The following is a 19951-nucleotide window of genomic DNA, read 5'->3' as shown; positions in this document are numbered from 1 at the left end:
AGGTGATAAAAATGAGAGAAGAAATATTAAAGCTAAGAGATACGGCATATTGGGAGAGTGTTTGGGATAAATCGAAAACCTACAGAGATCGTTCGGGAAGTGATGGACCGGCTCATAGTGTTGAATTATGGGAAAAACGGGCGGACAAGTTTAAATCCAATGTAAAAGGGGACCGGGGAAAAAAGAGAACCGATGAAGTGATTTCCTGGCTTGAATACCAGGGAGTTTGCCTTGAAAGATTAAAGATTCTGGATATTGGAGCAGGACCGGGGGTTTTTTCTTTTGCTTTTGCAGAAAAAAATGCTGAAGTAACAGCTCTGGAACCCACAACAGCCATGTCATCTTTTATCAAGGAAAGTAATCCAGAATGAAGGAAAAATCGGCGTGACGGTTGTCCAGGTACCCTGGGAAGAAGTTGATATTGAAAAAATGGGCTGGAACGAGGCATTTGATCTGGTCTTTATCTCCATGTGCCCCGGGGTTCACAATGCCAAGCTTTTCAAAAAAGCCATGTCTTGTGCGAAAAAATACGTGTATTTTAGTGGTTGGGCAGGAAGAAGAGATAGTGAAGCCTTTGGTGAACTCTGGAAAGAAATTTATGGCGAAGAACCTCCGGCCTGGAGAAGTGATATTATTTATAATCTGAACTGGCTTTATACCCAAGGATATAATCTTGATTTTAAAGTACAACAGGATGCCAGAACAGACGAATCGGAAATTGAAAATGCAGTGGAAGAGTTTATGTCACGATTGAATTTCTATGGGAAAGACACCACTGGTTTGCATGAAAAGGTGGAGGCATTTGTCACTGCTCGATCGGAAAATGGGATGTTTAAAACAAATGCCATATCCCGACGGGGAAAAATTTTAGTGAAGCTTTGAGCAGCGGTCATCTAAAATTATTCATGGGAGGAATAAAATTAACAAAAGAAAGAAGAAAATGATGAAAATAACAATTTTGTATTTCAGTAAAACCGGTAATACGGAAAAAGCCGCTGCATATATTAAAGAAGGTCTTATGGAAGCAGGTAATTTTGAAATCAGACTGATGAACTTAAATGAACCGTCAACCATGGATAATACCTTTATCAATGAAAGTGATACGGTCATTATGGGAACACCCACCTATGTTGCAAATATGTGCTGGCAATTTAAAAAATGGTTCGACACTGATTGGGACTGCCAACTGGGCGGAAAACTGGGAGCTGTATTTGCCACAGCCAATGCAATGCATGGTGGTGGTGACATTGCATTACAGTCCATGATCACCCATATGCTGGTCAGAGGCATGCTGACCTACTCTTCCGGAGCAGGTTGCGGTCGACCTTATATCCACCTTGGTCCGATTGGGATCGGAGTGAATAATGGTGTAGAAGAACGGAAAGATTTTTTTAATCTGTTTGGAAAACGGATCGGTGAGCAGAGCATCCGTTTGTTCGAAAAATAGGAGATTAGGATCATTCAATAGTAAATATTTGAGTTGAATAAAAAGACGCAGGAACGGTGATACTTAAATAAACCGAATTCTGCGTTTTTTATGAAGCTATCATTGGGATAAAATTCTATGATCTAATGACAGCTGCCTATGAGGCATTTCAATAATATGTTCAGTAAAACATAGTGTTGATGGTTCATTAATTTAAAGGCAAGTATATACAGGTATTGACAAGTTAACAAAGATATAGTATTATATTGAATATTCGTGAACAGATATCGATTGCAAAGCGAATTATATAATTAAATCCACTAATTTAACCGTGAAGGTTGATAATCCTGCAGCAGCAGGTATCAGTTTTTGCGGTTTTTTTAATTGAAAATAATTTTGGAGGGTGAATGATTAAAAAAGAAGTTGGTAACCGGGGAGTAAATTTATATATCTTTTGAATACGATTTTGTGAAAATTTGAAAAGAAATTGAGGAGTAACAATGAATTTAAAATTAAAAAAAATACTGTGTTTTAGTATGACAGCACTGATGATGGTGGGTTTTGTTGGCTGTAGCAACGTTGGAGCGAGTACCAAAACAGCGCAAACAGAACTAAAGATTGCTTATGGTAAGGATACCGGTGCTGTATCAGAAAAGGGAAATGGTGATATGCTTTTAACAATTTTTGCCGGTGAGCGGCTGGTAGAAGTTGTGGATGGCGAGGTGGTACCCAGTATTGCAGAAAGCTGGGAAGTGAAAGATGCTGAAAACTGCATCTCGTTTAAAATCAAAAAAGGCCTGAAGTTTTCTGATGGCACTGATTTAACAGCAAAGGAAGTTAAATTAAAGTTTGATCGGAATATTGCGCTCAAGAGCTTTCAGTGGACTGAACTAGACAGAATTGACAAAATAGAAATACCCGATGACAATACCATTAATTTTTACTATAAAGACGGTATGGATGGATATGTAGCACTTGCTGGTTTTGCCGAATATGGAAATACCATTGTCGGATCGAATTCGTTTCAAACCCCTGGGGATCCCACAACACCAATGGTGGAATTTATTGGATCCGGCCCATGGAAGGTTGAAGAGTATGTTAAAGATCAATATACAACCTTTGTACCCAATGAGAATTATATTGGGGAAGCCGTAAAACTTGAAAAAGTTACGGTCAATATGATAAAAGACGACGAAGCGAGAGTATTGGCGATTCAAGCCGGGGATGTGGATGCCATTGTTGACTACTATCATGGAGGATCAGCTTACACACCAAGAAATTTATTAAGTACCCTGAAAGAGGAAGGATTTCAGATTCTGAAACAGGAAATGCCAATGACAACGGTATTGGCATTTAACTACACCAATAATGAGGCCTGGAAAAATATTAAACTGAGACAGGCCATGAATTACGCCATTAACAAAGATGAAATTGCGGGGTTGTTTGATGGCTGGATTAGTCCAGCAAATGATGCCTATTTTTCAGATTGTTCCCCATTTACAACAGCCTTGGGTAAACAAAGCTACAAGTATGACCCGGAAAAAGCAAAAAGTTTATTAGCTGAATGTGGTTTAGAAGGTTTTTCACCTAAAATGCTCGTTAATAGCGAAAATATTGATGAAGTGAAGATGGCTGAGCTTTTACAGTCCATGCTTAAAGAATCCGGCATCAATCTTCAATTGGATGTGATGGATGCAACAAAGTTCGCCGAAGCAAAAAAAGGTGCGGATTGGGATGTTTACTCTTACTACATTGGGGGCCCGGAACGACGAATTTATTCAAGAAACGAAGGCCGATTCGACAAATCTACTCCTGAATTTGGTGCTTCCGGTTGTTATACCTCAGAGAGTATTGTAACAGCAGTTCAAAGTGCCGTCGATCCATTTGATGAAAATGAGCGAAAAAAAGGGTTTAAAGAATTTTACGCCGCAATCGACGCTGAAGCTGCCTGTGTACCGCTCTACTATGATGCAGTCTTTGTGGTAGCCAACGAAGGTGTGAAAGGAATTGAATTTGTTGGCACAGAACCGGTGTTTGATAATGTTACTTATAAAAAATAATTAAAATTTTGAAACCTCAAATATAAAAAATTCATATTTGAGGTTTCAATAAAAGTGTCAGTAAACTAAGCTTAGAACGAAATTTATCAGAAACATTACACTTGCATTATCAGAAACTCAGGTTTATGACCCTGTAATATGTGGATAAATCATTAAATGAGATTTAAGCTTGCTGACATTTTTATTACATGAGGAGAAAAGTTGATTAAATACATTTTCAGAAGACTGCTATATTTAATTCCGGTTTTGATACTAACATCATTTCTGGCCTATATGCTCGTTTACCTTTCGCCAAGTTCTCCGGCTCAGATCATTCTGCAAGCCCGTTATGCAGGAGAGCCGACCCAGGAACAGATCGTTGAATTTAATGAGGAATACGGATTTGATCAATCGATTTTAGTACAATATACAACCTGGCTGAAAAATGCAATGCAAGGTGATTTAGGAAAATCATTGACGGATGGATCAGATGTGCTGGAAGATTTTATTTACAGTTTCAAAGCAAGTGCAAAATTATATTTTTCCAGTCAGTTACTGGCATTGATCATTGCGCTTCCCATTGGTGTTTATTCGGCATTTAAAGCAAATTCAATATTTGATCGTATCAGCAGGACCTATTCACTGGTGGGAATATCGATTCCGGATTTTTGGTTGGGAATGCTGTTAGTCTATATTTTTTCAATTGGGCTGAATCTATTGCCGTCTTTTGGATATGCCACGCCTAAAAACATAATCCTGCCAATGTTGGCGTTGGGTTTGTCCAGCTCTTTTTCACTGATTCGAATTGTCCGCACCAGCGTATTGGAGGTGCTGCATCTGAATTATATCAGAACAGCACGTTCAAAAGGCCTAAGTGAAAACCAGATTATGATGAAACATGCCCTGAGAAATGCCATGATTCCCATTGTTACGGTAATGGGGATCCATCTGACCCATTTTATCGGTGGCGCAGTGGCAGTCGAATCAATGTTTGCATGGCCGGGTCTTGGTAATTTCTTTGCAAAAGCCGCAGGCAGTCAGGATATTCCGGTAATTCAAGGCTTTGTTTTATTAAGTGCTGTTTTTTTTATTTTTGCAAATCTAATCATCGATATTATTTGTAAACAGCTTGACCCAAGAATTGATTATCAAAATGAAGGCGGCAAAAATAATGGGTAAAAATTTAAAAGTAGGGGCAATCATGATTTCTATTTTGGCAGTCATTGTGTTTATTGGTCCATTGATTGCTCCTTATGATCCTTACCAGGTAAATATGAGTGTTAAATTACAGGGAGTAAGCGCGTCTCATATTATGGGTACTGATCAGTTAGGGAGAGACTTGTTCAGCAGACTGATCTATGCAACAGGCACTTCGGTTAAAATATCATTGATTGTAGTGATCGTATCCATGATCATTGGGTTTGTTTTTGGCAGTATTGCAGCTTTTATAGGCGGGGCTGTGGATGAATTTTTAATGCGTATTATCGACGTCTTTATGGCTTTTCCCACAAAAATTTTCACAATAGCCATTGCGGGTATATTGGGAGCGTCAGCCATTAATATTACAATTGCATTAATTATTACATCATGGGCATCCTATGCTCGAATGGTGAGAGGTTGCGTTCTAACAGCAAAAGAGCTGCCCTTTATTGATGCATCAATTGCTTTGGGTGCAAACCGAGGTTATACCATTATAAGACACGTTTTACCCAGTGTGTTTCAACCGCTTTCGACCTTTGCATTTCAAAGAATCGCCCATACAATGATGGCGATTGTAGGGCTTAGTTTTATTGGACTAGGTGTCCAACCACCGACACCTGAATTGGGTGCTATGATCAATGAATCAAAAAATTTCATGACCACGGCACCGCATCTGTTTATTTTTCCAGGATTATTAATCAGTTATGTTGTGTTCAGTTTCAATATTTTAGATGACAGTCTAAGGGATTACTGGGATCCGAGAATAAAAAGTGAGTTGGTACTATGAAAAAAGAAAAGCTGTTAGAAGTAGAACAATTAAATATAAAATTTACTACCAGCATTGGTGATGTGAATGTCTCTGATGACATAAATTTCTCACTGAACAAAGGTGAGACATTCTGCATTGTCGGAGAGAGTGGCTGCGGTAAAAGTGTGGTGGCGCTGTCACTGACCCGATTGTTACCGGAAAATGCCATTATTAAGGGTTCAATAAAGTTTGAAGGATTCAATATTTCGGAATTGGAAGAAAAAGAATTTTCTGAAATAAGAGGACGAAAGATTGCTACTATTTTTGAACAGCCCATGAGCTGCATTAATCCGGTGATGAGAATTGGTGATCAGATTGCGGAAACCTATCGGGCAAATTTTAACTGCTCAAGGAAAGAAGCTAAACAACAAGCTTTAAAAAAATTGGAAGAAGTAAAATTACCTGCTAATCGATATAATTCATATCCCCATGAACTCAGCGGGGGTATGCAGCAGCGGGTAATGATTGCCATTGCCCTTGCGTGCAATCCCCAGTTATTAATTGCCGATGAGCCGACAACATCCCTTGATGTTACGGTACAATACCAGATATTGGAATTACTCCAAGAACTTAAAGAAAAATATAACATGACAATTCTAATGATCACCCATGATATGGGAGTTGTGCATGATATGGCAGATCGAATTGGGGTCATGTATGCCGGAAATATGATGGAGATTGCAGATCGCGACGAATTTTTTCAGCGCCCGCTTCATCCCTATGCCGTGGAATTATTAAATGTGGTAAGAGATCCCTGTATTTATACGATACCCGGAACGGTCCCTAATTTAATGGAATGGGTACCGGGGTGCCCCTTTGAACCACGGTGTAAAAGATCAACTGAAGCTTGCAAAATAAATAAACCCAAAAACATTGTGATGGGTGAAAGAATAGTGAGATGTTTAAATGTCGTGCCTAATTGAAGCAAACCAATTATCAAAAGTTTTTAAGGACAAGGAGTCCACAGTATTCAAGAAAAAAGAAATTATTGCAGTCGATAATGTTTCTTTAACAATCAACCGAGGCGAAAGTGTCGGGATTGTCGGTGAAAGCGGTTGTGGAAAGTCCATGCTGGGGAAAATGCTGGTGGGATTAACGTTGCCCACAAAAGGCAGTGTGAATTATGATGGGAAAATAATATCCAGGCTTCCTTTCAACGAAATAAAAAAGCTGAGATCAAAATTACAACCCATTTTTCAGGATGCTGATAGTACTCTGAACCCTAAGTTAACGGTGAAAAAGTTATTGGAAGAGCCTTTTGTCATCAATAAAATTTCAAAAGGTGATGCGAATCAAAGAATTGATGAATTGCTCTCCTATGTTAATTTGGGGAAAGAACTTTACGGTCGATACCCTCATGAAATCTCCGGAGGACAAAGACAGCGGCTTGGTTTAGCTCGGGCATTGTCTTTGAATCCGGATTTTATTGTGGCCGACGAGCCGGCAGCATCCTTAGATAGCTCTGTACAGGCACAAATTCTACAGTTATTAAATCGCATGAAATTAAATAGTGGGCTTGGCCTTGTTTATGTATCCCACAATTTAAAAATCGTGAGCATGATGACAGAAAAAGTCAATGTTATGTATCTGGGGAGCTTTGTTGAAACCGGGGATACTAAAGATGTTTTCGAAAATCCGATGCATCCATATACGAAAATGCTCATTGGTTCAGTCTTAACAATCGACGGCGATAAACGAAAATTGGGAAAGGCCAAAGTGTTTGGAGAACCACCTGATCCTAAAAATAGAGCATCAGGATGTACCTTTCATCCAAGATGTGATTGCTGCTCACAGATCTGTAAAGAAGAAAGGCCAATATTGAAAAAAGTTGGAAATAAGAACCGATTTGTTGCCTGTCATAATATGTAAATACCCATAATATCGTTGCCGATGAGGCACAATAAAATAATTATACATCGAAAGGAAAAAACTATGAAAATTGAATTTTTTGATACCACAGACCATATGGTTTATGGTCACGAGGGTTGGCTAGTGCCTGGAACAAACCATGTGCATGAGGGTGATGCCGTTGAGGTCTTTATTAGATGGGGACATAACATGGAAGCTCATGGGCTGGCAAGAAAAGAAGGCTTGACTGCTTGTGTGGTGTTACCGGATGGCAATACCGAGGAGCTTTGTATAGAGGGATATGATGCAGATTGTTACGTTACCCGCTACACACCAGTTCAGAAAGGTTTATACCATTTTATTGGTAAGTACGTAGGATTATATGTCATTGATCAACAAGGAAAGCATCAGAGAGGCACATTAAAAGATTATCCTGACGCACAAAGTGCGACATCCTTCACACAATATTCTCATATGACGATGATGGTAGGTCATAATATCACACTAGATCTCATACCTGAAATGTTAAAGTTACCATTGCGGGTTGAAGCTGATGAGTATACCAAATGGCAGCCTGGAGAAGAAATTGGGTTTCAACTTCTGACCGCAGATGGCTTTTTAGCAGATACCGAAATTGATTTGGCCTTTAAAGATGAATCGGACAAAGCGGTAGTACAAAGCAAATTGAAGACGGATGCAAGAGGAAAACTTTCTGTAAATGCGAAAGAAGCAGGGCAATATCTACTCATAGCTAGAAACCTTGTTCCCGTTGGTGAAGCTGGGCTCTACTCTGATACGAAATATACCAATACGTATTACTTTAATGTAAGAAAAAGAAAAGTAAAAAACTAGATTGAAGAGGAGAAAAAGATGAATAGTATGATAGAAGCGGTTGAAGAACGCTGGGATGTTAACGCCCAAAAGTATGATGACAGACATCAAGTCAATACAACCCCAGAAGATAAGAAATATTGGATGCAAGCATTAGCGGAGAACATTGGATCAGACAAAAATATTGAACTGATGGATGTCGGTGCAGGTACCGGCTTTATTACACTAATGGCAGCGGAATTGGGTTATAAATGTCACGCTGTTGATATCTCAAGCGGGATGTTGGATGTTGCCAGAAGCCATGCAAAAGAAAAAGAGTTTGTTATTGATTTTATAAAAAGCAATGTCGAAAGCATCCCATGCGAAGACTCAAGTATGGATGTGATAATCAATAGACATGTGATGTGGACCCTATTGAATCCTAGAAAAGCCTGTAAGGAGTGGTTTAGGGTTTTAAAACCGGGTGGCAAACTTCTCAGCATCGTAACCATCGGATCGATGGGGAATTCAAGCAATCATTATAGTCAGGATATAGAAGATCAGCTGCCACTAAAAGGTGCTGATGAGAATAAGCTCATCAAAACCCTTATTGAAGCTGGCTTTTCCAATGTTGAAGCCATTAAACTTGAAAAGATCCGTAATATGAGTGATGATAAGTCGTGGTATATCATCAAGGGCGTAAAAGGTGTAACGATGGGAGCATTTCTGGAAAGAATCGAAAATCGTTGGAACACAAACGCTGGCAGATACAATGAGAATCATGGAAAAAATGAAAATATGGAACAATGGACTGCAGAGATAAAAGCGCTTCTAGGAGATGATTTAACAAAAAAAGTGTTGGATGTTGGAACAGGAACAGGATTTGTATCATTGATTGAAGCATCGATTGGTTATCAGACAACCGGATTGGATTTATCAGTTGGAATGTTGGATTTTGCAAAAAAAGATGCTGAAACAAGAGGCCTGGAAATGAATTTTATCAAAAGTTGTGTTGAAGATATACCATATGCTGATGCAAGCTTTGATATTATTACAAATAAATCTCTGATGTGGACTTTAACAGATCCCTTAAAAGCGGTATCAGAATGGCGAAGATTATTGATTCCCGATGGGAAATTATTTTGCTTTGTCCATATCAAAGAAGGACCGGTTCACAGCAGCCATTATGAACAGGACATAGAGGATTCATTGCCTCTGAAAGGCGCACCGGTTTCGGATTTTATTGACCTGATTCAATCCGCAGGGTTTTCAAACGTTAAAGGCATTCCATTAATGAGCCTGCCCCCAATGCACGGCGCAGAGGCAAATGAGAATAATTGCTGGTATGTTTTTATGGGAGAAAAATAAAAGAACTTAATGAACCAATAGGAAAAGGATCTAAAAATAAATTGACATATTAATGTGAATTTGTTGTTATATTAACATATATACAACTATATATATAAAATCATATAAAACTATTTTAAACCGTGAAGGTTGACTGTCCTGTTGTAACAGGACTCAGCTTTTGCGGTTTTTTATATTTAAAATTGAGTTGGAGAAAAGACCTGGTGAAAGGAGGAATTTCTAAAAAATGAATAGTTGGAGGATTATTTGCAATCGGTTATGATAACATTTTCAACTCGTTGCATATTTGGATTTTTATTTGTTATTTAATTAGAAAAATTGAGGAGAAAACTTTATGAAAAAGGGAATAAGAGCATTAGTCTTATTAATGATTGTGGCAGTTTTGGTAACAGGGTTTACAGGGTGTTCAGGTGCCTCTGCAAAGGATGAGACGTCGGATGTTGAGCAAACCCTGGTAGTAGGTGCAGCTAAAGATTTTAAATCGGGAAGTGAGCCAAAAACATTGATCTTTGATTCTTTGACAGATTCGTTGGAAGATATGTCAAGTGGTCCGCGACTTGTAACCGAATGGGAAAAGAATGTGGATTTTACCGAGTATACATTAAAACTTAAAGAAGGAGTAACCTTTTCCAATGGAGAAAAGTTCAATGCAGAAGTAGCAAAATTTAATATCGAATACTGGCCTGTTTACAGAGATTGCGGTTACATCAAAAAACTTAAAAGTATTGAAGTAATTGATGATAATACTTTAAAAGTAAGCTTTAATGGAAGCTATGGGAATTTTATCGATGAATTGTCGAAAATATGGGTAACCCTTCCTAGTGGTGTGGATGCCAAAGGAAACGTTGTTGATTGGACGGGAACGGGTCCTTATGTATTACAAGAGTATCAGGCAGATATGAGTGCTACCCTGGTAAGAAATGAAACCTATTGGAGAACAGATAAAATGCCGGGGATCGTAAAAATTGATTATAAGGTCATTACCGATGAAAACTCCCGGGTCATGGCGGTTAAAAGTGGAGACGTGGATGTAATTGGTTTGACTGAACACTATACCGCTATGCCGTTTGCCGATGTTCCGGATTTACAGGCAAATAAAGATTTACAGGTAAGCATTTGCGAAGATTATGGAACCATTACCACCTACAGTTTAAATTGGGCAAAGGGAGTTTGCGCAGATCAGAATGTAAGAACTGCCATCGCACTGGGTATTGATCGTGATATGCTTACAAGCACTGTTCTTTATGGTGTGGCAGAACCGACATCAAGGTACGTATTACCAACCTATAAATTTTCACAAAAAGAAGAAGCCCTGAAATATGACCTTACCAAAGCAAAAGCAGCACTTGAAACGTCGGGATATAAAGATACTGATGGAGATGGTATTGTGGAAAAAGATGGTCAGAAGCTGACATTAAAAATGGTCGTCAGCGATACCCAAGTCAACAGAAGTGTTGGTGTTTTCTTACAGGATGCACTCAAAAAAATCGGGATTGAAGTTGACCTGCAGGTTTTAGATGCAACAACTACAAAAACTGCTTTAAAAGCTGGAGATTTTGATATGTCCACGTCACATCCATGGACAGGGACAGTTGTTTCATATCTTTACTGGCGTGGGAATTCCAGTGTATATGACGATTATGGTATCGGCTATGGCGTTAACGAAGAAATGAATAATTTAACCGAAACAGTCAGCGTAACTGGAGACGATAAAGTTAGAGAAGAAGAGTTTGACAAAATATGGAAAATTCAAAATGATTTTGTGGCTGGAGTACCTCTTTATTTCTCGCAACGTATATTTGTTGCTCAATCCAATATTGAAGGCTTGAAATTCTGTCCTAATACAGCAGAAGTTGATTTAAGTGATGTAGTGATTAAATAACAAAAAAAAACAATTAAGTCGGCGAAGTTTTTAAATTTTGCCGACTTAAACAAATTTTTTAGAATGAAAATAGAACAGGTTAATATTTAAGATTGGAGATAAAATGAAAAAGATAATTATTAACCGAATGCTGATGATTGTACCGACAGTTATTACCATTGCCTTTCTGGCTTTCAGTATCATGTACTTTTCTCCGGGTAATCCCGCTGAAATTTTAATGCGATATCGCAATCCTGAAGGTGGCACAGATCCGGCGGCATTGGCACATTATGAAGAAATGCTGGGACTTGATGACCCGTTTTTCACCCAATTTGAGAATTGGTTTACCGGGGTCTTAGGTGGAGATTTCGGAGAGTCTTTCAAAACCGGGAATCCGGTGAATGAAGAATTTTTTTATCGCATTGGCTATACGCTAATGCTGTCCTTTACCGGGTTGGCGTTTTCACTCCTTATTGGTATTACACTGGGGTTTCTTTCTGCGGAGTTTAAGGATTCATGGATTGACAATTTCCTAAGATTTACCCAATCAATTAAGATGTCCATTCCAAGCTTCTGGCTGGCACTTTTTTTTATTTATGTTTTTGCTACACAATTAAAATGGTTTAGCGCATTTGGGTACAATAGCCCCAAAGATTTGATTTTGCCGGGACTTGTACTGGGATTGAGTAACTCAAGTAGAATGGTTCGATTGGTTAGAACCTGCATTCTAGAAGAAAAAAGTAGTGGTTATGTTTATACGGCCAGAGTAAAAGGTTTAAGTGAAATACAGATATTTTTCAAACACATTCTGAAAAATATAACCTTACCGATTATTACATTAACAGGAGTTAGTCTTGTCAGTATGATTGGGGGCAGCCTCATCATTGAAAATATTTTTGGTCTGCCAGGAATAGGAACTTATCTGGTTTCGGCCATCGTAGCAAAAGATTATCCGGTTTCTATGGGTTTTCTTTTCGCATATGGAATCATCATTGTTTTAATCAATTTATTCATTGATGTGTTATATCAATTTGTTGATCCAAGAGTGAGGGATGGTGCCAATGCGGAAATTTAAAGTAAAAACGAAAAAACAACAAAAAAATTTAATATGGGTTTGGAGTGGGCTGTTATTTATACTACTCACTCTCATTATATTCTCACCGTATATTTTTCCTGAATCTAATACGATCAATTATTCCTTGCAATTACAAAAACCCAGTATTCTGCATTGGTTTGGTACAGATGAGTTTGGCAGAGATTTATTTTCAAGGGTTTTTAACGGCATGCGGACATCGCTGATGTATTCACTGATCATTGAAGCTATTGCACTGATAATTGGCCTGATAATTGGCTTGTTATCAGGTTACATGGGTGGAAAAGTGGACGGCTTTTTAAACTATATTATGAATGTTTTTCAGGCATTTCCAACTACCATTGCCGCCATTGCCCTTATTGCGGTACTTGGCACCGGTGATACCACGCTGATTATTGCTCTTTCGGTGATGGGATGGGTTGCATACGCACGGATCGTAAGAAGTGAAACACTTATTTTCAAGGAAAGAGATTTTGTATTGGGAGCACGGGCATCCGGGGGAAGCAGTGCTTATATTCTGGGAAAACATATTTTTCCTAATGTTTTATTGCCGATTTTACCCTTGGCGACGCTTATGATAGGCCATGGAATCATGGCTATTGCAAGCCTTAGTTTTCTGGGCTTTGGTGTGCAACCGCCAAATGCGGAAATTGGTCTGATGCTGAAGGACTCAGCCATGTTTATTAACCGGGCACCTTGGCTTTTGGTTGGGCCAGGAATTGTTCTTGCCATGGTAGTGGCACTGATCAATGCATTGGGGGATGCAATAAGGGATAAAATGGATCCGCAAAAACAAATGATAGAAATTTAGAGGTGAAGGATGCAAACTGAGACTGTATTGAAAATCACAAATCTGAATACCTACTTTCAGACACCAGACGGAAATGTTTCGGCAGTATGTGAGCTGGACATTGAAATTAAAAAAGGTGAAATTCTAGGTTTGATCGGTGAAACTGGATGTGGAAAATCGGTTTTGGGAGAATCGGTTTTAAAAGTTCTTCCTTACAATGCCATATCGACAGGGAGTATTGTGTTTGAGGGTGGGGAATTGATGGGGCTTAAACAAAAGCAAATGCGGGAAATACGTGGGAGAAAAATTGCGGTTATTCCTCAGAACCCTTCGGAGGCATTAAACCCACTGGTTAAAAACAAGAAGCAGATTTACGAAGCAATCGACCACAATGGCAAAGCTAAAGGAATGGAAAAAAAGAAGCAATCGATAAGACTTCTACAAAAGATGCATTTTAAGGAACCGGAAAAGGTGCTGGAATCCTATCCCCATCGATTAAGTGGTGGTATGAAACAGCGGGTGTTGGCGGCAATGGGACTTTGTGGCAATCCTAGTCTTCTGATTGCAGACGAGCCTACAAAGGGGTTGGATGCCATTGTTCGAAGCCAGGTTATAGAAACTCTGATGCTGTTTAAAGAAAACACAGGAACTGCGATGATGCTCATCACCCACGATTTAAATTTTGCCACCAAGGTCTGTAATCGGATTGCAGTGATGTATGCAGGAGAATTAATTGAGGTTGGTACCTGTTACGAGATTTTTAAAAATCCCATACATCCCTATCTCATGGGTTTATTTTTAGCCCAACCGGAAAATGGTTTGATACCAATCGATGGTGTAAGCCCAAGTCTGATCAATTTACCACAGGGATGTCGTTTTCATGATCGATGTAAAAAAGCATCAGAAAAATGCAAGAGATTTCATCCGGAGATGAAAAAAACAACATTAACCCATGAAGTGAGGTGCTGGAATCCATGATTGAATTAGATAACATATCCAAATCATATCGCAAAAATATTTTTGGCAATCAGCGAACAGATATTGTAAAAGATATTTCTTTTCGGATAAAGAAAGGCGAAACATTAGGCTTAATTGGGGCAAGTGGCTGCGGCAAGACGACACTGGCAAAAATTGCTACACGCTTGATGAAACCAACCACCGGTCAGATTAAATTTGACGGAAATGATATTACAGAGTTAAGTGAGACGGAAATGCGAAAAATGCGTCGGCATATTCAGGTTATGTTTCAAAATCCCGAATCGGCACTTAATCCCAGAATCAGGATCTATGACAGTATTGCGGAAATTATGCGCATTCATAAAATTCATAAAAAGAATACGGCTGATGAAAAACGAAAAGTAAAAGAATTGATCGAAATTGTGGGGCTACAGGAAGAACACCTGATCCGTTATCCGGGGGAACTCAGTGGCGGACAAGTCCAGCGGGCTGTTTTGGCAAGAGTACTATCGGTTGATCCTAAATTTATCGTAGCGGATGAACCAACATCAATGCTTGATGTATCTGTTCAGGCGCAAATACTCAAGATTCTCAAAGATGCTCAGAAAGAATATCAATTTGCCTGCCTTTTTATCTCACATAATATTGGTGTGGTTAAAGCGGTAAGTGACAGAATTGCGGTGATGAATGAGGGTGTGATCCTGGAAGAAGGTGAAACAAACATCATCGTAGATTTCCCTAAAACAGAGTTCGCAAAAGAACTTATGTATAATTATTATGCAGATTTCTATGTGGATGCAGATTTGGTAGCAAACTAAAATTTTGCAAAGAATAAAAGTATAGATAAAGAGGTGAAAAATTTGTTGTTGATAAATAGAAAATTAATTGAACTTGCCAGACCTTCTGGAAAATGGATTTTTTCAATGGTTTTTGTTAAACTGGCTCTGTTATTTACCGTGATGTATATTTTCAGCATCACAGGAAGCATCCAGGGATTGCTTTATTCGTCAAAACTGACGCCTCAATTGCTGCTAAATGCAGTTTTAGTGATGTCACTGATTGCTCTAGTCAGATTTGTTGGAAACTTAATCGATGGTGAATTGGCTTATAAATGCTCAGCTGATCTTAGAATTGACCTCAGACACAAGATTTATAAAAAAATGTTGGATCTTGGTATTGGATATTCGGAAAGTATGGGAACATCTAATGCGGTAACTGCCAGCGTTGATGGAATAGAGGCTCTTGAAACCTATTTTAGTAAATACTTACCGGCATTGATCTACTGCTTTATCGCACCGTTTATTCTTTTTTCCAGAATGAATGGAGCCGCTCCGGAAGCAGCCTGGGTTCTTCTTACAGCATCTTTGATTGTTCTTCCCATTAATCAGCTGTTCAGAAAAGTTGTCAGGCTCCTCAAAGGGGAATATTGGTCAAAATTTGCCAATCTGAATACTTACTACTATGATAGTCTGGAAGGGCTGAATACCTTTGTCCTTTATGATTCCGATGAAAAAAGACGAGAAGATTTAAGTGAAAAATGCTGGGATTTCAGAAATGTTACAATGAAGGTGCTGCGTTTGAATTTCAATTCGGTGATTATTTCCGAGATGATTATTTACATCAGCAGCGCCATTGCCATTCTTTTTATTTCTCAGAATTTCGTTGCCGGTGGATTTGGTTTCGGACGCGCCATTTTCCTGTTATTATTAGCAGATACCTTTTTTGCCCCGGTGCGAGATCTGATGAGTACCGGTCACTCGGCAATGAATGGTGTAGCAGCGGCAGAGAATGTTTTTGGTTTGCTGAAACTAAAATCCAAAAGAAATAACCTGCCGATTGTAGAAAATGGCGAAAATAAAAAGGAAGATGGATTTATTCTTAAAGATGTTAGTTTTCAGTACAACACTGAACGAAAGATTTTAAACAATATTTCGATGACAATCGAAAAAGGGAAAGTAACAGCCATTGTAGGCCAGTCCGGCTGTGGAAAAAGCACGATTGCCAATCTGTTGATGCGGTTTTATGATGTCCAGGAAGGAAAAGTTTCTATGGAAGGGCAGGATATAAAAACCCAGGATCCACAGAATATTCACGAAAAAGTATGCATTGTTCCGCAAAATACTTATATTTTTACAGGTACTATCTTAGATAATTTAAAAATGGCGAAAACTGACGCCACGGTGAAAGAAATGATGAATGCTCTTGATATGGTTAATCTATCTGGATTTGTCAAGCAGCAACCGGAAGGATTGGACACCAATGTCGGTGAAGGGGGTTGTAAACTGTCAGGCGGTCAAAAACAAAAATTAGGAATTGCCAGAGCTATTCTGATGAATGCCGAGTTTTATATTTTTGATGAGGCAACCTCTAATGTTGATGTGGAAAGTGAAGATGATATTTGGAAGTGTATTGGGAAATTAGCAAGACGCAATACGCTGTTGGTAATTTCACACCGACTTTCTACCATTAAAAAAGCGGATTGTATCTATGTTATGGATCAGGGAGAAATAAAAGAAAAGGGTAACCATGGAGCGTTAATGAAAAAGCGGGGCTTATATTATTTCATGGTTACCGAACAGGAGTCTCTGGAGGGATTATACAAAGGAGGTGAGCTCTGTGTCAGTTAATGAAAAGACGAGAAAAATGAGCGGAGTAAAAATTATGAAGCGGCTTGCTAAAGAAATCAAACCAGTTTCAGGATATATGGGGCTTTGTATTACCGGGGGAATACTGGGACAATTAACGATCCTGGGAACCCTTGTTGCTGGGGTTGGTATTATCTGTTCCTATGCCGGAATTGATATGTTTCTGAGTACTGGCAAATGGGTAGTGGCACTGTTCATCTGTGCATTGCTGAGAGGTCCCAGCCGCTACCTCGAACAGTATTTTGGACATCATGTTGCCTATAAACTGCTGGCAATTATGCGGGTAAATCTCTACGACAATCTAAGAAAACTGTCTCCGGCAAAGATGTTGGATAAGAAAAACGGGGATGTGGTATCAACCGCTATTTCAGATATTGAGTGCATTGAAATTTTCTTTGCCCATACGGTTGCACCGATTGTGATTGCAGTGGTAATAAGCTGTTTATCATTGATTTTATGTGCTGCGATCTGGCCAATGATTGCTCTGGTAATGCTGCCTTTTTACTTGGTCATTGGGGTTGTCATTCCTATTTTTTCGGCCAGGGTAGGCAGAGATACTGGCAGAGATTATCGTTTGTGGTTAGGAGATTTGAAATCATATTTGATCGATAGCCTAAAGGGTATTAAAGAGATTATTGCCTTTGGAAAAGGAACTGAGCGATTGGGAAACATTGACAAGAAAGGTGGCGAGATCAATCAGGTGCTGCATAAATTGATTCGGCATCGAAACTTTGTCATGGCCATGCCTGATTTAGGCAGAACCCTATCACGGGTTGTTATCATGGCTATTTGTTCCTATGGGATGATGATTGGAGAGGTGGGAATCGGTGGTTCAGCTGTTCTCATGGTAGTATTGGCAGCTTCCTTTACCCCAGTTATTGCTATCAGTGGACTATCTGGTAGTCTTCTACAGACTTTTGCAGCAGCAGAGCGGGTGTTTGCCCTGGAAGATGAAAAACCTCAGGTTATTGATCCGGTTAATCCTAAAAAGGGAGTAACGAATTCGGGAGAAATATCTTTCAGCAATATTGGATTTACATACCCCACACGCTCTAATGTAGTGATCAACGGTTTTAATATGACGGCTAAAAAAGGGGATAAAATTGCTTTTATCGGTGAAAGTGGCAGCGGCAAATCAACGGCTTTGCGATTACTATTGCGATACTGGGATCCGGATGAAGGGGAAATTCTTGTCGGGGGGACAAATATCAAGGATGTGTCTTTAAAAGATTGCCGAAACAATTTTGCCATGTTATCACAGGATACTTGGCTGATGAATGACACAATTGAAGAGAATATTAAAATAGGAAATCCCTATGCAACCCACGAAGAAGTTGTGGAAGCCGCTAAGCGAGCCTGTATCCACGATTTTATAGAGAACTTAACGGATGGGTATCAAAGCCATGCCGGTGAAATGGGCTCTCGACTGTCCGGCGGAGAGCGGCAAAGGATTGGAATCGCAAGGGTTTGTCTAAGAAATACACCGATCATGATATTGGATGAACCAACCAGTTCGCTGGATACACTAAACGAGAAGAGTATTTTAAAAACATTATATACAGAATTTAAAGATAGAACAATCATCACAGTTTCTCACCGAGCCTCCACGGTTGCCGGGTGTGATCGAGTTTACAGACTGGATGCGAAATAAGAAGTGATAAGTGAAACATAAATCTAAAAGTTTTGCAAATAAATATTGACATCTAATTGCTGTCATTTATAATAAGAATATAAAAGGCATATGTCAATAATGGATAAAGGAGTGATTAAAATGCCGGAAAGGGATCGAACAGGTCCGGCGGGTCGTGGTTCCGGGAGTGGAAAAGGTCTGGGACGATGCTCAGGAATTAATGCAAAGGGGTTCGGAAAAGGTTGTGGCTGCGGAAGAAGCGCAAAAAAGGTTACTGCAAGTGTACAAGGTTCAGAAATTCACGATGAAAGTATGACTGAAGAAATTAAAGAGAATAAAGAGCCGGAAACAAACAACCAAACTTTTAAAAGTAGAGATTGAGGGTGCGCAAATGAAGATTGTTACGTTGACAGAAAATACATCGGTTTCAGAAAAATATAAAAACGAACATGGATTAAGCTTTTATATTGAAACAGAAACCCATAAATTACTGTTTGATGTTGGGGCAAGTGGATTGTTTGCGGAAAATGCAGAAAAACTGGGGATTGATCTTTCAAAAGTGGATCTGCTTGTCATCAGCCATGGCCATTATGACCATGGTGGCGGTTTAAAAACTTTTCTGGAGATTAATGACAAAGCGTCCATCTATTTAAGCCGTCAATCCTTTGAAAACCATTATTCAGACAGAGGCAACGGTGATAAGGTCTACATCGGTTTGGATCAGGAATTGTTTTCCAATAAGCGATTTGTGTTTTTAGAGAGTGATTTTGTGATTGATGATGAGTTGTGTATCTTTTCCAAGGTGCAGGGAGATAAATACAAATCCACAGCCAATGCAAATCTTCTAATGGAAAAAGAAGGGGTGTTGGTTTGTGATGATTTCAGTCATGAACAAAATCTGATCATCCGGGAAAGGGATCAGGTGGTTTTGCTGGCAGGCTGTGCACACCGGGGCATTGTCAATATACTTGATCATATGGCGTTGAACTATGATATGTTTCCCACCACAGTAATTGGCGGATTCCATCTTTACAATCGATCTCGAAAAAAACCGGAGACAAAAGAATTGATAGAAAACATTGGCAGCGAACTCAAAAAGACTCAGGCTACCTATTATACTTGCCATTGTACTGGGGAAGAGCCGTATCAAATGCTGAAAACCATGCTTGGAGACCATGTAAACTATCTGGCAACAGGCAGCCGGGTTGAAATTTAAAAATAAAAAAAATAAGGTGAAAACAGGATGAATTGTTAGTCAGGAGACTTGCTTTGATATAATAAAAATGCCAGGGATGATTGGTAGCCTGATTAGAATATATTGAGATGGAAAGAGCTTCTTTTATTTATAAAGAAGCTCTTTTTATATTTGCCCAGATTAAACTTCCTTTTTATGGCGGGAATAACCTTCCTGTCATGTAAAATCATTTTAACGGCATCGTTTGAAAAATAATGATACAATCAGGCAGATTAACTGCC

General features: G+C 39.1%; 19 protein-coding genes. All 19 read left to right on the top strand.

Annotated elements, in window-relative coordinates; genetic code table 11:
• Positions 1–11: 11 nt before the first annotated feature.
• The 19 genes from AKG39_RS15695 to AKG39_RS15605 all read left to right on the top strand — a co-directional run bounded on the left by AKG39_RS15695 (position 12) and on the right by AKG39_RS15605 (position 19691).
• Positions 12–371, top strand: coding sequence for a class I SAM-dependent methyltransferase (locus AKG39_RS15695; RefSeq protein WP_050741356.1), 360 nt, complete (start codon positions 12–14; stop codon positions 369–371).
• A 13-nt stretch (positions 372–384) separates the two neighbouring features.
• Positions 385–882 carry a hypothetical protein gene (locus AKG39_RS15690; protein WP_050741355.1) on the top strand — a complete coding sequence of 166 codons (498 nt, stop codon included), beginning with the start codon at positions 385–387 and terminating at the stop codon, positions 880–882.
• A 61-nt stretch (positions 883–943) separates the two neighbouring features.
• Positions 944–1447, top strand: coding sequence for a flavodoxin family protein (locus tag AKG39_RS15685; RefSeq protein WP_050741354.1), 504 nt, complete (start codon positions 944–946; stop codon positions 1445–1447).
• A gap of 479 nt (positions 1448–1926) precedes the next feature.
• Positions 1927–3486, top strand: coding sequence for an ABC transporter substrate-binding protein (locus AKG39_RS15680; RefSeq protein WP_050741353.1), 1560 nt, complete (start codon positions 1927–1929; stop codon positions 3484–3486).
• Between the two features lie 201 nt (positions 3487–3687).
• On the top strand, positions 3688–4644 hold the full coding sequence (locus AKG39_RS15675; protein ID WP_242852636.1) for an ABC transporter permease: 957 nt from the start codon (positions 3688–3690) through the stop codon (positions 4642–4644).
• Positions 4637–5452, top strand: a complete 816-nt coding sequence (locus tag AKG39_RS15670; RefSeq protein ID WP_050741352.1) for an ABC transporter permease — start codon at positions 4637–4639, stop codon at positions 5450–5452. The genes AKG39_RS15675 and AKG39_RS15670 overlap by 8 nt, the downstream gene beginning before the upstream one ends.
• Entirely contained in the window at positions 5449–6396 is a 948-nt protein-coding gene (locus AKG39_RS15665) for an ABC transporter ATP-binding protein (protein ID WP_050741351.1), read from the top strand. The genes AKG39_RS15670 and AKG39_RS15665 overlap by 4 nt, the downstream gene beginning before the upstream one ends.
• Positions 6380–7342 (top strand): ABC transporter ATP-binding protein, encoded by a 963-nt coding sequence (locus tag AKG39_RS15660; protein WP_050741350.1) that lies wholly within the window; start codon positions 6380–6382, stop codon positions 7340–7342. The genes AKG39_RS15665 and AKG39_RS15660 overlap by 17 nt, the downstream gene beginning before the upstream one ends.
• Positions 7343–7405: 63 nt before the next feature.
• On the top strand, positions 7406–8173 hold the full coding sequence (locus tag AKG39_RS15655) for a DUF4198 domain-containing protein (protein ID WP_050741349.1): 768 nt from the start codon (positions 7406–7408) through the stop codon (positions 8171–8173).
• Positions 8174–8191: 18 nt separating this feature from the next.
• Entirely contained in the window at positions 8192–9499 is a 1308-nt protein-coding gene (locus AKG39_RS15650; protein WP_050741348.1) for a class I SAM-dependent methyltransferase, read from the top strand.
• A 334-nt stretch (positions 9500–9833) separates the two neighbouring features.
• Entirely contained in the window at positions 9834–11381 is a 1548-nt protein-coding gene (locus AKG39_RS15645) for an ABC transporter substrate-binding protein (protein WP_050741347.1), read from the top strand.
• A gap of 103 nt (positions 11382–11484) precedes the next feature.
• Positions 11485–12435: an ABC transporter permease gene (locus AKG39_RS15640; RefSeq protein ID WP_050741346.1), complete on the top strand. Its 951-nt coding sequence runs from the start codon at positions 11485–11487 to the stop codon at positions 12433–12435.
• 124 nt (positions 12436–12559) lie between these two features.
• The gene (locus AKG39_RS15635) at positions 12560–13264 is read left to right on the top strand and encodes an ABC transporter permease (RefSeq protein WP_201780289.1); all 705 of its coding nucleotides are present in this window, start codon (positions 12560–12562) and stop codon (positions 13262–13264) included.
• A gap of 9 nt (positions 13265–13273) precedes the next feature.
• Positions 13274–14221, top strand: coding sequence for an ABC transporter ATP-binding protein (locus AKG39_RS15630; protein WP_050741344.1), 948 nt, complete (start codon positions 13274–13276; stop codon positions 14219–14221).
• Positions 14218–15018, top strand: coding sequence for an ABC transporter ATP-binding protein (locus AKG39_RS15625; protein ID WP_050741343.1), 801 nt, complete (start codon positions 14218–14220; stop codon positions 15016–15018). Before AKG39_RS15630 ends, AKG39_RS15625 begins: the two co-directional genes overlap by 4 nt.
• 48 nt (positions 15019–15066) lie before the next feature.
• Positions 15067–16827 carry an ABC transporter ATP-binding protein/permease gene (locus AKG39_RS15620; protein ID WP_126981292.1) on the top strand — a complete coding sequence of 587 codons (1761 nt, stop codon included), beginning with the start codon at positions 15067–15069 and terminating at the stop codon, positions 16825–16827.
• Positions 16817–18496 carry an ABC transporter ATP-binding protein gene (locus AKG39_RS15615; protein WP_083439608.1) on the top strand — a complete coding sequence of 560 codons (1680 nt, stop codon included), beginning with the start codon at positions 16817–16819 and terminating at the stop codon, positions 18494–18496. Before AKG39_RS15620 ends, AKG39_RS15615 begins: the two co-directional genes overlap by 11 nt.
• Positions 18497–18595: 99 nt before the next feature.
• Entirely contained in the window at positions 18596–18856 is a 261-nt protein-coding gene (locus tag AKG39_RS15610; RefSeq protein ID WP_152912178.1) for a DUF5320 domain-containing protein, read from the top strand.
• Positions 18857–18866: 10 nt separating this feature from the next.
• Positions 18867–19691, top strand: a complete 825-nt coding sequence (locus AKG39_RS15605) for an MBL fold metallo-hydrolase (RefSeq protein WP_050741340.1) — start codon at positions 18867–18869, stop codon at positions 19689–19691.
• The last annotated feature ends 260 nt before the right edge of the window (positions 19692–19951 follow it).

The sequence above is a fragment of the Acetobacterium bakii genome (assembly GCF_001263355.1).
Lineage (GTDB): Bacteria > Bacillota > Clostridia > Eubacteriales > Eubacteriaceae > Acetobacterium > Acetobacterium bakii.
This window is presented reverse-complemented; position numbering and strand designations above follow the sequence as displayed.

What these genes read in the sequence shown, in the direction of transcription:
- AKG39_RS15650 (WP_050741348.1), top strand. Translation starts at nt 8,192, where the DNA reads ATGAATAGTATGATAGAAGCGGTTGAAGAACGCTGGGATGTTAACGCC.
- AKG39_RS15645 (WP_050741347.1), top strand. Translation starts at nt 9,834, where the DNA reads ATGAAAAAGGGAATAAGAGCATTAGTCTTATTAATGATTGTGGCAGTT.
- AKG39_RS15640 (WP_050741346.1), top strand. Translation starts at nt 11,485, where the DNA reads ATGAAAAAGATAATTATTAACCGAATGCTGATGATTGTACCGACAGTT.
- AKG39_RS15695 (WP_050741356.1), top strand. Translation starts at nt 12, where the DNA reads ATGAGAGAAGAAATATTAAAGCTAAGAGATACGGCATATTGGGAGAGT.
- AKG39_RS15655 (WP_050741349.1), top strand. Translation starts at nt 7,406, where the DNA reads ATGAAAATTGAATTTTTTGATACCACAGACCATATGGTTTATGGTCAC.
- AKG39_RS15685 (WP_050741354.1), top strand. Translation starts at nt 944, where the DNA reads ATGAAAATAACAATTTTGTATTTCAGTAAAACCGGTAATACGGAAAAA.
- AKG39_RS15660 (WP_050741350.1), top strand. Translation starts at nt 6,380, where the DNA reads ATGTCGTGCCTAATTGAAGCAAACCAATTATCAAAAGTTTTTAAGGAC.
- AKG39_RS15625 (WP_050741343.1), top strand. Translation starts at nt 14,218, where the DNA reads ATGATTGAATTAGATAACATATCCAAATCATATCGCAAAAATATTTTT.
- AKG39_RS15610 (WP_152912178.1), top strand. Translation starts at nt 18,596, where the DNA reads ATGGATAAAGGAGTGATTAAAATGCCGGAAAGGGATCGAACAGGTCCG.
- AKG39_RS15605 (WP_050741340.1), top strand. Translation starts at nt 18,867, where the DNA reads ATGAAGATTGTTACGTTGACAGAAAATACATCGGTTTCAGAAAAATAT.
- AKG39_RS15630 (WP_050741344.1), top strand. Translation starts at nt 13,274, where the DNA reads ATGCAAACTGAGACTGTATTGAAAATCACAAATCTGAATACCTACTTT.
- AKG39_RS15680 (WP_050741353.1), top strand. Translation starts at nt 1,927, where the DNA reads ATGAATTTAAAATTAAAAAAAATACTGTGTTTTAGTATGACAGCACTG.
- AKG39_RS15665 (WP_050741351.1), top strand. Translation starts at nt 5,449, where the DNA reads ATGAAAAAAGAAAAGCTGTTAGAAGTAGAACAATTAAATATAAAATTT.
- AKG39_RS15670 (WP_050741352.1), top strand. Translation starts at nt 4,637, where the DNA reads ATGGGTAAAAATTTAAAAGTAGGGGCAATCATGATTTCTATTTTGGCA.